The organism is Hymenobacter sp. HDW8 (genome assembly GCF_011305775.1).
Lineage (GTDB): Bacteria > Bacteroidota > Bacteroidia > Cytophagales > Hymenobacteraceae > Hymenobacter > Hymenobacter radiodurans.
Window position 1 is genome coordinate 2,773,177 of the sequence record NZ_CP049907.1, and the last position, 12,377, is coordinate 2,785,553.

Sequence of the window (12,377 nt, forward strand, 5' to 3'; positions counted from 1 at the left end):
GCCGTTACTTTTGCCCCCCAGAATGGCCCGTTTTACTACCCTTAGTCGCTATACGCTTGGTTTGTTGCTCGTGGTGGCCGGCGTGCTGCATTTTGTAGCCCCTACGCCGTATGTGCGCATTATGCCGCCATATTTGCCGGCCCCGCTTATGCTCGTGTATCTGAGTGGCCTCTGCGAAGTTGGGCTGGGAATCGGGCTGCTTTTCCGACGAACAATGCGTTGGGCGGCTTGGGGCACGGTGGCACTATTTATTGCCGTGTTGCCTGCTAACGTGTACATGGCTCAGGCCAATGACTCCTTATTTCATTTGCCAGCGTGGCTCGTGTGGGGCCGGCTGCCGTTGCAACTAGTGCTCATTGCCTGGGCGTGGAGCCACACGCGAAAGGCGGAGCGCCTTGTCTTCTGACCTTGGCACCGCTTTCGAGCCGTTGGGGGGCTTTTTTTTGATGATTAGCCCGGTTCACTAAGCTGATGCTGGGTATTGTACTTTTGCCCCACGTGCTCTATCTCGCTTTATGGCAACAACTCTATCGACTTCTTCTACGCGCTGGCAACGTTTGGTGCATCACCCCGCGAGCTTACCGGCCGTCTATATTCTGCTGACGGTGGCCGCTACGGTGGTGCAGTTTCTGAAAAGCAGCAATCTGCCTTACACCAACTACAACAACTACATCATCTTTCGCAACGCGTTTTATCACCTGTTGCAAGGCCAGGATATGTACATCCTGCACCTAGTGGAGCAGTACGATTTGTATAAATACAGCCCCACGTTTGCCCTGCTCATGGGTCCATTTGCTGTATTGCCCAATTTTATCGGCTTGCTGGGCTGGAATGCGCTAAACGCCGCGGCCCTCTACTGGGCCGTGCAACAACTACCGACCATTGATGTTAGAGCCCGGCGTGTAGTTCTTTGGCTATCGGCTATTGAGTTGCTGACTTCCATGCAAAACGCCCAGAGTAACGGCTTGGTGGCCGGGCTTATCATAGGCGGAGCGGTGGCGCTGGAGCGCGCCCGGCCCAGCAGAGCGGCGCTGTGGCTTTTGCTGAGTGTGTTCGTGAAGCTGTTTGGATTAGTGGCGTTCGTCCTGTTTTGGCTGTATCCGCGCCAGCGGGTGCGCTTTGTGTTATGGTCCGTTGGGTTAGGAATTGTGCTGGCGCTGTTGCCGCTGGTGGTGGTGCCGCCCGCTGAGCTGCTGGCCCAATACCAAAGCTGGGGCGTTATGCTGACCGCCGACCACTCGGCTTCGTTTGGGCTATCGGTGATGGGGTGGCTGGAAACTTGGTTCGGATTTTTGCCCCCCAAGACGGCTGTGGTACTCGTAGGAGCCTTGCTGTTTTGCTTACCGCTGCTGCGCTTCAAACAATACCAGCACGCAGCATTCCGGACGGGGCTGCTAGCGGCAGTATTGCTGTGGGTGGTCGTATTTAATCATAAGGCGGAGTCGCCCACGTTCGTTATTGCGGTGGCGGGCGTGGGGCTGTGGTGGAGCTTACAACCCAGCCGGCGCTGGCCCGATCTGTTGCTGCTGTTTAGCGTGGTTCTGTTCACGGTGCTCTCCCCTACCGATCTGTTTCCACGCTTCCTGCGTAAGGCGTACGTGGTACCTTACGTGCTCAAGGCCGTGCCCTGTATCTTCGTTTGGGCGCGCCTGACCTATGAGCTACTAACCCGCAATTTTGCCCCCAGTCTTCTACTTCTGCTGCCGAAGCAACTGCTACGGCGGTTTCAGCTGCCTCTCTTTCCGTCTAGCTTATGCCCCCGAATACGCTCAATTATTGATGAAGCTGGTCAAGTATGGAGTGGTGGGAGGTTTCGGGGTAGCCGTTGATTTCAGCTTGACCTATCTGGTCAAGGAGAAGCTACGACTGAACCCCTATGTAGCCAATGCCATTGGCTTTAGCGTGGCTACCTGCATCAATTTTTTCCTAAACCGCATCTGGACTTTTCGCAGCCACGACCCGGCCATTCTGGGTCAGTTCGGATATTTTGCGCTGGCGGCTATTATTGGATTAGGTCTCAATACTCTGCTCCTCCGCTGGCTGTATCAGCGCTGGAAAGTGCCGTTTTACGTTGCAAAGCTAATTTCCACTGGCGTGGTAGTGATCTGGAACTTCGTGATTAACGCCTTTTATACCTTTGCCTAATCATAGACAAAGGTATAAAAGGCGTTTGACCGCAATATTAACTTGTAAATAGCCTTATCAATAAGTTTATATATAGGCTTTCCTTCGCTACTTTACTGCCGAGTTACGAAGCAATAATTATCTGTTTTTCTAATTTATTAGTATGCTCTGCTCCTTCCGTCTTGCGCTTTGCGCAAGTGCAGTAATGATCTCCTTATCTGCTCAGGCACAAGTAATTAATGATCCGCTAATCGCTGCTGCAGCCCGCGATTCATTACTTCAGCAAGCCGATGCTATCCGCCAACAGATAGCTAAAAACGCTGGGCGTTTTACGGTGTCTGCGCCTCGCACCGCCACCGCCCGGCACGTAGTACGAGGCTATTATTTTACGTCAGGCATTTTGCCTACAAACTCTTCAGGTTCACCTGCAAAATCTTCAGGTACAGTATTTAAAGCAGGCCAACTAGCTTGGAAGCATGTAACCAAAACATATTTGAGTGGTGCTACTAATGAGCGGTATACAGGCTACGCCAACAACGGACTGGTAGTACTGCGCGAACGGCGGCACAACGGGTCAGTTACTTGGTTAAATCTGAATGCGACGACACCTTTGGAGGGCCAGAAAGCGAAAGCGGTGAGTACCGGGACTTACACGTGCGAAGGCTATGTGCGTTGGGGCCGCAAATTGTATTTGGCTCCCCGCCAACAGGTTGAACAATAAGTGAATGTACTGAGCTTATAAGTAGTTCTTACTCTTCCCAGCGGATATCCTTCAAGCGCAGCTGTAGGCTTTTCACACCTCGGAACTCGTTCATTTCAACGGTGTAGCATACGCTAAAGGGATGGCCCTGCATGATACGGTCGAGATACTCACCTAGTCCAAAACCGATGGCATCTATTGTGTAGTGACCATCTTGGGTGAGCACGAGTTTGAGGTGAGAGTTGCCCACAATCCGCGCGGAATGAGGCACGATGTATACATTTCGCGACTCAAATACCGGGTTGGAGTTGCCCGGCCCGAAAGGCTCCATTTGCCGCAGCAGATTAAAGAAGCCCGGCGTCACGTCGCTTAGCCGCAACACCCCATCAATTTCTACGGGCGGAATGAGCTGCTCAGGCAGAATGCGACCAGCCACAATGCGCTCAAATTTCTCGCGAAAAGCCGGCACATTTTCGATAGGCATGGTAAGGCCAGCGGCGTACATATGCCCCCCAAACTGGTCGAGCAGATCAGCGCATTCACCAATCGCCTCATGCACATCAAAGCCCACCACGGAGCGAGCTGAGCCGGTGGCTTTGCCGTCGTTGCTGGCCGTCAGGATGATGGTAGGACGGTAGTACTTATCGAGGCAGCGAGAGGCCACGATGCCCACTACACCCTTGTGCCAATCCTGCTTGAAGAGCACCGTGGAACTGGCCGTGCGCAGCACCGCGTCGTCCTCAATCATTTGCAGCGCCTCTTTGGTCGTGCTGGTGTCGAAACCACGGCGCTCCTGGTTGGTTTTATCAACTACTCCAGCCTTCTCCTTGGCTTCCTCCTTGGATTGCGCCAGCAGCATGGCCACCGAGCGCTTGGCATCGCCCATGCGGCCAGCGGCATTAATACGCGGGGAAAAGCCAAAAACCAGACTTGTGATATTCAGCTCATTTACGCCCAAGCCAGCCAACTCGCGCAGGGCGTCGAGGCCGGGGCGCTGAGGACGCTGGGTGTCATTGAGCAAGCGCAGCCCATGATAAGCCAGAATGCGGTTTTCGCCGGTGATAGGTACGATATCAGCCGCGATGCTCACTGCCAATAGATCGAGTAGTTCGTGGAGTGGCTCTTCATCCAGCCCCAGATGCTCACCTAGCGCCTGCATCAGCTTAAAGCCTACGCCACAGCCTGATAACTCTTTATATGGGTACTCGCAATCGGTGCGCTTGGGGTCGAGCACGGCCACGGCGGGGGGCAATTCTTGACCGGGTAAGTGATGGTCGCAGATGATAAAATCGACGCCACGGGTGGTGGCGTAGGTTACTTTATCCACCGATTTCACGCCGCAGTCTAGCGCAATAATCAGCGCGTAGCCGTGCTGCGCAGCATAGTCAATGCCGGCTTCCGATACGCCGTAGCCCTCCTGGTAGCGGTCAGGAATGTAATAATCGATGCGCTTGGGGCCGAACAGCGGGAGCAGATACGAGTAAACTACCGCTACGGAAGTAGTACCGTCAACGTCGTAATCGCCGAATACCAGCACTCGCTCGCCTTCATGCAGGGCCCGCACGAGGCGCTCTACGGCGCGGTCCATGTCGCGCATGCGCAATGGGTTAGGCAACTCCTGAAGTACGGGCCGGAAGTAAGCGCGCGCTTCCTCAAAGGAACTCACCTCTCGCTGACAGAGTAAGCTAATGATGGCCTCGTTTACACGCAACGCATCAGCCAACTGCCGCACGGTGGCCGGGTCGGGCACAGGCTTACGAATCCATCTCTTTTCCATACTAGTCGGCGGGGGTCGCCTACAGCGGACGACGACTTCAAAAGTAAGCAGAAAAATGCCGCCTCGCCCACTAATGCGTATTTTTGCCCCCCAGCCTTTTGCCCTAGTACTTTATGAAAAAGCTTCGCGCGTTTTACCAGCAATACCGGCAATATATCCTCACTGATGGGCTGATGTACCTGGTTTTCATGCTGTTCATTGCGCTACTGTTTATTTTCTTTTCCTAGACGAGCGCAAATCACAACTGGTTGGGGTAAGCAATAACTACGCTTTTGCCCCGCTTTCTACGAGTTATCGCCGCGCAGCTTGCGGAAGCGCTTGCGGGCTTCGGCTACATAAATACTCCCCGGGTACTTCACCAGAACCTGATTGTATAGCTCTTGGGCTTTGGCCTGATCCTTCACGTCTTCTTCCATAATCGTGGCTGTCAGGAAGAGGGCATCATCGCTGAGCACGTCGTACTTGGGATTGCCGGTGATGCGACTGAGCGTTGTAATGGCACCTTGGTAATCACCGATACGACGCTGAAGCTGGCCTTTCAGATACCAGGCATCGTCGGTGAGGGCGTGGCCGGGGTATTTCTGCAAGAGGTTATCGAGGCCCTTCAACGCTTCCGTGAGCTTATTCTGAAACACCAGCTGCTCCACGACTGCATACTCACGCAGGGCCACGCCAGACGTGTCCTGGGCGGTATTATCGGTGATGAGCAGACTGAGCTGCATAGCATCGTTGGCGATTTCGCGGCTGGTGGCCTGTTTCAGAATATCGAGGTGGCTCTGGGCTAGCTTGAAGTTACCAGCATAATAATTTAGGCGAGCGTTGCGCAGTTTGGCGTCATACCCCACCGGTGAGTCCTTGTGGGACTTTTCCACCTGCGAATACAGCAGCGTGGCTTCCCAGGGCTCATTGCGCAGCAGATAGATATCGGCGAGGTTAAGCTTGGCGTCGTCTACCACCGTCAGGCTAGCGCGGGGCATATCAATTACCTGCTGCAAAAGGGCCATGGCCTTCGGCTTATCGTCGAGCTGAAAAGCGTAGAGCGTAGCCATATTGCGCAGTACTGGGGCAGTTTCGGGCGTGCGGCCCAGCTCAGTTAGCACCTGCTCGTACTCGGTGATGAGGCTACGGATTTTGGCGACATCAATCGGAAAGGTATTGCGCACCTGCTCTTCGCGCGTCTGTACCAGGCGCTGCCGAGCCACGGGATAAAACGGCCCTTGGCGGTGCTCCCGAATCACGTACTCATAGCCAGCAATAGCACTTTCGTAGTCTTTGTTGCGCTGGGCAATAGCGGCTAAATCCAGCACGCGACCACCTTCGGCGCGAGCCCGGCGGTCGAGGGCTTTGGCCTGCACGAGGGCCCCGGTGAAGTCGCGGCGCTGCACCTGCAGCCACAGCAGCAGCTCGCTATACACTACTTGGTCGGGGTTCTGCTGCACATTCGTGAGCAAGATCTTTTCCAAAGCGTCGAAGTCCTTTTCCTCGCGCAAGCTATTCTGGAGCATGTTGCGCACGAAGGGTAATTGCCGGTCATCGTCGCGGATAAGGCGCAGCGTTTCGGCCATCAGGGGGGCATTTTGCCCGCTCTGGGTGTACAGCTGAATGAGCTGGGGGCAAATTCAGTCTCGTTGCCGGCTAGCTGCCGGCCGCGCAGATACGTTTTCTCGGCCCACTCCGAAAGCTTACGCTTCATAAACTCCGTGGCTACGGGCACCACTTGCTCGCTCGTAAGCTGACTTATTACTTTTTCGTATTGTTTATTAGCCGCTGCTTCGTCACCACTGGCGGTATAAATGCCCCCCAGCAGTACGCTGTAGCTTACTTCTTTGGGTTGCTGCCGAACTGCCTTCTTCATGAGCTTCTCAGCGTCCTTGTGACGCTTTAGCGCTTGCAGAGCGCTCACATAATCGGGCAATACATTGGGGGCCATCTGCTCATCGACACGCAAACGACCAAAGAGGAAAACGGCTTTTTCATTTTCGCCCTTGCGCACGTACTCGCGGGCCAAGGCAATATCGCCGCCCTCCTCCTGCTGAGCATGTAGCGGCACCGACAGCCCCACACTTAGCAGAATCAAAAAAGCAAAACGAAGCTGACGAAGATCAGGGAACAGCATAGCGGCGGATTGATGACGTGTGCAAATAACTGGTTAGGCGCCAGTTTCATTTCACTATCGAGAAAAAAGTGATGCGCGAGTAAAAGATCGGCATAATCCAGTTAGCATAATCTCTCCCTTTTTTCAGAATAACAGGAGGCGCATTTGGTACCGAGGTAAATACACGCAACAAAAAAAAGGGCCGCTTATGCGGCCCTTTTTCAATGACTTAGTAACGTTGATTTAAAAGAACTTCGTGCGCTCGTCTTTGATATTGGCATTCGATTTTACTGCCTCGTAGATGGCGCCATCGGCGCGGGCAGTGCGCTGCGAAGCAAGCTGCTGACGAATAGCCTTCAAATCGGCAGGAGCAGCGGCTGGCGTGATGCTCACTGGCTCCACAATTACGACACCTTGCTCACCCTGGATAGGCGTGGACTTCTGGCCGGGCTTCAACCCGAATACTTTACCCACAGCTACGGGCTCAGCACCTAAGCCCTGAATAATGCCAGAACTGGCAACTACGTCGTTAGCCGTTTTTACCTGGGCTTGCGAACCGTAAGCGGCAGCAATTTGCTCCAGCGTACCCGTTTTGCCTTTCAACTTCTCCATGATCTGCTGAGCCTTCATTTCGTTGCGAACTGCGGCAGTCAGCTCAGGCCGGATGCTGGCTACATCAGCGGTGCCTTTCGTGCGCTCGCCGGTGAGGGCAGCAATCACATATTGGTCGCCGATTTCGAAAACCTCCGACACATCACCAATTTTGGTTTCTGGGCCGCCTTGGTTTGCACCGAAAGCCCAACGCACGATTGCCCGGGCACCTTGTAGGTTGTTTACGGCTTGGTCACCGCGGCCAAGCCCTTTAACCTCCAGCTTTTGCAGCGATTTATCAGCAGCCACTGCTTTGCGGAAAGCTTCTAAGTTGGTAGCAGCGCCTTTCAGCTCTTGTGCTTTCTGGTAAGCAGCCTCACGGGTAGTTTCACTTGGTACAAGGTTCTTCTGTACGGCGGCTATCTGGTAAGTCTGATTGGTTTTGGGAGCCGTAACCTTGATGATGTGGTAACCGAAAGAGGTTTCTACCGGATTAGGCAACAAGCCAGCGGCTGTAGCCCCGAAAATGGCTTTCTCGAACTCTGGCACCATACGGCCTTGCGTGAACCAGCCTAAGTCGCCGCCGGTAGCGGTGGTACCATCGGTACCGTACTGACGAGCCATAGCAGCGAAATCAGCGCCACCTTTGATTTGAGCCAACACATCTTTTGCCTTAGCTAGTGCAGCAGCTTTGGCTTCCGGGGTTGTATTTTCTGGCTTGATAAGAATGTGGCTGGCGCGGGCGGCAGGCTGAGCACCGGCTTTTTGGCCAGTTACTTTAAAGATTGAATACACACCATTCTCGGCGTAAGGACCATACACTTGGCCTACTTGCAAGGGCAACTGCTCGCGGAGTTTCTCGGGCAGATCGGCAGGCGAAACGTAGGCACCGCTGTACGGCTGGTCGGAATTGAGTTTGGCGAACAACGAATCGTTGGGTGCTGAGCGGAACTGAGCCGTTAGCTGATCAACAGAAGCGCGAACGGAGGCGCTGTCTTCTTTCGAAGCCGTTACCGGAATGCTTACGTATTCGATGTCGCGACCATCTTCCACCTTATAGCGGCCTTTGTTCTTATCCAGATAAGCCTGCAATTGCGCGTCCGTCACTTTTACGGACGAATCCGAAATAGAGAAGTAAGGCACGATGAGGTAACGGATGTTGGCGCGAGTGTTCTGAGCTTCGTTGAAGCGCTTAGCCTCAGCCGACGTTACGTAGGTGCTTAGCTTGATCAAGTTATTGTACTTGGTAGCTAAGCGGTCGGGGGTCAGGCCTGCTTCAAAATTCCGCCACTGATCTTGGGCTTGGGGGGGCAATTTGTCGAGGTTGCGCAGGTATTCTACAACCTTATTGCGGTCGAACTGGCCAGTTTGTGGGTCAGAGAAAGCTTGGCGGATGCTGGGGTGCACATTGCGGCCCTGCACCATGTCGTAGAGTTCATCTTCGCTTACTTCTAAGCCCAGCGCTTCGAATTGCTCTTTAAAAGCGATGCGATAAATGGTCTGGTTCCAGGCCTGGTCGCGCAGGTAGCCGAGGGTGTTTTCGTCGGGCTGATGGCCCTGTTGCGCGATAAAAGCCTGCTTGGCTTGCTCAAGGGTATTATTGAATTCGTTGAGCTCCACTTTTTCACCGGATATCTCCCCTACCGTCGTATCGTTACGATTGAAGAGGCGGTTCTGGCCCGAGATCAGGTCGCCACCGATAATGAAGAGCAGCAGGCCAAAAACGATGGCGCCGACGGCCCAGCCCGATTTTTCTCGAATCGTGTTAATTAATGCCATGTACTTGAAAAAAAGCGCAGTATAGAAAAGTGGAAAGAGGCGCAAAATAACCAGAATCCGCCGGACATTCAAAGCGCATTGCTAGAATGCCCCCAGCAGACGATCGTCTAGCGGCGGCCTTTTTTGCGCGGAGCAACGTTGCGCGACTGTGATTTGGTAGGCGCAGGCTTCGTGGGCGCAGTCGGACCGGGAGTATTGGCTTTGGTTTGGCCCAGGTAGCGATACCACATCATGCAGGCAAACGACACCATAAACAGCCAATAATTACGCGAAATGGCGTCCAGACTATTCGACATGATAGTCTCGTACACGCCAATAACTAAGGCTACTACCGCCACGGAAAACAGCACGGTGCGCCCCAGCGCTCTATCAAATTGAAAATCCATGCGGTTAGAAAAAGTGAAGCCAACGCAGAGCGTTGGATAAGTGGTGTGGTCGCTTAAAAAAGCCCCAGCCATGCAGGAAATAGTTTACCCGCATGGCTGGGGGGCTTTTTTATTCCTCTACTGGTGCCTCAACGGTGAAGACGCCCGCGGGCTTAAGAATCTTGTAGCGCGAGAAATTCTGATTGGCCGTCAGGCCGGTACCTGTCAGAATTTCGGTAGGCGTTTCGACGCGCACGAACTTTTCAGTGTAGATGATGGCCTTTTGCTTGTCGTAATACAGCTCTTCGGAGTTCATTTTTTGCTTCTTCTCCTCATTGCTCACCCGCACATCATTGCGTACTAGGTACAGGTCTTTGGCTTTGTCGTACCGGCCGTACTTGCCCTGCAGCGTATTCACGATGCCGCCATCCTTTGAGTAAAAGGTCACCTTCATGCCCTTCGGGTATACTTGGTCGCCGCTTTCGAATTGCTGCGACACAGGAGCCGTCAGCTTGATCTGGAGTTTGGCCGAGTCGCTGACCAGCATGGTCACGTTGGTAGCTTCCAGTAGTGGCCCATTATACACCACTTTCTTTTTGACCTCGGCGTCATTTTTCTGGCAACCCGTACTTAAACCGGCCACCATTAAAATGCCCCCCAGGAGCCTCATCCAACTACGACTATGCGTTAGCATGCGCGCCCCTCGATTACTCAATGCGCCGCTTAATAAACCAGCGGTTGTTTAGCGTTAAGCCCACTTGCACTCGCACATAGTCCTCGCGCACGTTGCCGTTGGGGTTCGCCAAGTTAATGTCCGTGTTGCCGCGCTGCCCATAGGTGAAGGCCAAGTTCATACTAGCAGCTTCCAACGGCGTGGCCGATGGTACGGGCAGGCTAAAGCCCCAGCTTACCGCCCGGTCGTACAATGTTTGCCCTTCAGGGCGGTAAGGCAGTTGGGTAGCGCTTATGCCTGCGCGATAAGTCACGCGCTTGAAGTAGCTGTCCACGGAGGTCGGATCGGGCGTGTATTCGCCCCCCAGACCTACACGTACTGTATTCTCTAAAGCTATTCCGGTGGTGGCACCGCCAGCTATACCGAACGAGCGAAACTTCGACCATTGCTGATGAGCAACGTCGAGGTTGGCACTGAAGTTTTTGTTGTTGTCGATACTAATGCCGAACTGGGCCATAGCGGGCACGCGGGCCTCGCCTTTCTGGCTATCTTCTAGCTGAATACGCTCCAGCTGATTGCCAGCTACATCTTCGCGGTCCAGAGAAGTGTTGCGCACGCCATCTATGCTCGACCGGAATGTATAAACGCCCCCCAAGCTATAGTTGAGCTTGCTGTTGATAGCACCCCGATAATGTGCCGCTCCCCGAAAGGTGAAATCGGAGTAGCGTACGTGTTCCAGCAATACTACACTGGCTAGCTGCGATGCATCGGTAATGTCTGCGGGCGCCACCTGTGTAGCTACGCGCTGGTCGATGCTACCAAACACGTACGCGGCCGTGCCGCCCACCGTCAGGCCTTTAGCTAATCGGTATGCCTGCCCTATGTACGCTTCCGAGAGGCCACCTTCGCCTTGGTAACGCTTGAGCACTTGCGTACCAGTTGGACCAGAGGCTACGGTTTCGACCACATTGCTCTCATAATCGACGGCGCTGTACGGCTTGAGACCAACAGCACCAGCCCAGCTTTTGGACAGCGGCACGGCCAAGGCCAAGTAGCCCAGCGTACCACTTCCGTCGCGCTGAGAGTTAGTTTGGTTACGAAGCGTTTTGATTTGCCCATTCACAGCCATTTCGTAGGTCGTACGAGCTGTGTAATAAAGCAAAGCCGGGTTCAACTCGTTGATATGAATGCTATTGGGCGCTGCCAAACCGACACCGCCCATTCCTTGCTGACGCACCCCGCCAGTATTGAGGTTGAAATCGCCCAGACCCAAGCGTGAGTACGGCGAGTTGCCCAGCCCTTGTCCTTGGCTTTGCGGCGCTGTTGCCAGACCCATCAACCCAAAACCGACCACGCCGGCTAATTTATTCTTCCACATAGTCAATGTTATGCACCAATATTCGGTGAAGCCCGAGCAGCACGAGTTCGGGAATTACAAAGATAGGGCCTTTGAGCCGCGATTGAAAAAAGGGTGCGTCGCCACCCGCTAGGAGTACTCCTAAAGCTGGCCGCTGAGCACGGTACTGATCAAGTATTCCATTCACTTCTGCCACGGCCCCATTAAGCACTCCACTACGAATGGCCGACTCCGTGTCAGTGCCAGTGAGTGGAATCTCAGTTAGCAGGTCGGGGGCATTTCTAGTAACGGCAGCCGGCCCGTAAACGTGTGTAGCGCCTGAAAGCGTAGCCGCAGCCCCGGCGCAATACTACCGCCCCGGAACGTATGACCACCTTCTACCCAGTCGCATTTAATAGCTGTACCAGCATCGATAATCAGCGAGTCGCAACCCGGCCGGAGCCATGCTGCCCCCACTGCCGCCGCTAGGCGATCAGCGCCGAGGGTCTGGGGAGTGCCATATCCATTACGAATAGGTAAAGGCGTAGACGCCGGTTTGAACTCCACTACTTGCCCTGCCACTCGGGCGCGCACTTCAGCTGCGCACGCATCTGTTGGCTCCGCCACCGACGCTAGAATAACGTGGGCTGGCTTCCACCGCTCTACGACCTCATTAACTTGCTCTTTGGTCTGAGCAATGGCGTTTTCGCGCAGCAAATCATCCTCGAAGCAACCGTATTTCACGGTGGTATTGCCAATGTCGAGGGTGAGAGTGCGCATGAAAACAGAGCTTACCTATGGCGTTAGTTTAGCTCGCTCTTCTTTTGTGGAGAAATAGCTGGCTAAAGTTGGCTGAAGGCAGTCGGAGTAATTGGATAAAAAAACTAAGAGCGGCTAGGGAGCGCCAAAAGCAAAGGACGCCTTACCAACTTGAACA

12 protein-coding genes are annotated in these 12,377 nt (G+C 54.0%); 4 read left to right on the forward strand and 8 right to left on the reverse strand.

Annotated features, from left to right (window positions below; all coding sequences use genetic code 11):
* Positions 1–22: 22 nt before the first annotated feature.
* The 4 genes from G7064_RS11740 to G7064_RS11755 all read left to right on the forward strand — a co-directional run bounded on the left by G7064_RS11740 (position 23) and on the right by G7064_RS11755 (position 2,845).
* Positions 23–406: a MauE/DoxX family redox-associated membrane protein gene (locus G7064_RS11740; RefSeq protein ID WP_166073720.1), complete on the forward strand. Its 384-nt coding sequence runs from the start codon at positions 23–25 to the stop codon at positions 404–406.
* A 109-nt stretch (positions 407–515) separates the two neighbouring features.
* Positions 516–1,829, forward strand: coding sequence for a glycosyltransferase family 87 protein (locus G7064_RS11745; RefSeq protein ID WP_166073721.1), 1,314 nt, complete (start codon positions 516–518; stop codon positions 1,827–1,829).
* Positions 1,780–2,145: a GtrA family protein gene (locus G7064_RS11750; protein ID WP_166073722.1), complete on the forward strand. Its 366-nt coding sequence runs from the start codon at positions 1,780–1,782 to the stop codon at positions 2,143–2,145. The genes G7064_RS11745 and G7064_RS11750 overlap by 50 nt, the downstream gene beginning before the upstream one ends.
* A 184-nt stretch (positions 2,146–2,329) precedes the next feature.
* Positions 2,330–2,845 (forward strand): hypothetical protein, encoded by a 516-nt coding sequence (locus G7064_RS11755; protein WP_166073723.1) that lies wholly within the window; start codon positions 2,330–2,332, stop codon positions 2,843–2,845.
* Between the two features lie 28 nt (positions 2,846–2,873).
* Here the strand turns inward: G7064_RS11755 and recJ are convergent, their stop codons facing one another.
* The 8 genes from recJ to G7064_RS11790 form a co-directional block, all read right to left on the reverse strand.
* Positions 2,874–4,601, reverse strand: a complete 1,728-nt coding sequence (recJ, locus tag G7064_RS11760) for a single-stranded-DNA-specific exonuclease RecJ (RefSeq protein ID WP_166073724.1) — start codon at positions 4,599–4,601, stop codon at positions 2,874–2,876.
* 284 nt (positions 4,602–4,885) lie between these two features.
* Positions 4,886–6,166 carry a tetratricopeptide repeat protein gene (locus G7064_RS11765; protein WP_240935457.1) on the reverse strand — a complete coding sequence of 427 codons (1,281 nt, stop codon included), beginning with the start codon at positions 6,164–6,166 and terminating at the stop codon, positions 4,886–4,888.
* Positions 6,166–6,717 (reverse strand): tetratricopeptide repeat protein, encoded by a 552-nt coding sequence (locus tag G7064_RS22380; RefSeq protein WP_240935458.1) that lies wholly within the window; start codon positions 6,715–6,717, stop codon positions 6,166–6,168. Before G7064_RS22380 ends, G7064_RS11765 begins: the two co-directional genes overlap by 1 nt.
* Positions 6,718–6,939: 222 nt before the next feature.
* A complete protein-coding gene (locus G7064_RS11770; protein WP_166073725.1) occupies positions 6,940–9,066 on the reverse strand; it encodes a peptidylprolyl isomerase in 2,127 nt (708 codons plus the stop codon).
* A 107-nt stretch (positions 9,067–9,173) separates the two neighbouring features.
* On the reverse strand, positions 9,174–9,524 hold the full coding sequence (locus tag G7064_RS11775) for a hypothetical protein (protein ID WP_166073726.1): 351 nt from the start codon (positions 9,522–9,524) through the stop codon (positions 9,174–9,176).
* A gap of 37 nt (positions 9,525–9,561) precedes the next feature.
* Positions 9,562–10,101: an LPS export ABC transporter periplasmic protein LptC gene (gene lptC, locus G7064_RS11780; protein ID WP_166073727.1), complete on the reverse strand. Its 540-nt coding sequence runs from the start codon at positions 10,099–10,101 to the stop codon at positions 9,562–9,564.
* Between the two features lie 37 nt (positions 10,102–10,138).
* Positions 10,139–11,482: an OmpP1/FadL family transporter gene (locus tag G7064_RS11785; protein WP_166073728.1), complete on the reverse strand. Its 1,344-nt coding sequence runs from the start codon at positions 11,480–11,482 to the stop codon at positions 10,139–10,141.
* A 240-nt stretch (positions 11,483–11,722) separates the two neighbouring features.
* The gene (locus G7064_RS11790; protein WP_240935459.1) at positions 11,723–12,220 is read right to left on the reverse strand and encodes a type III pantothenate kinase; all 498 of its coding nucleotides are present in this window, start codon (positions 12,218–12,220) and stop codon (positions 11,723–11,725) included.
* Positions 12,221–12,377 lie beyond the last annotated feature (157 nt).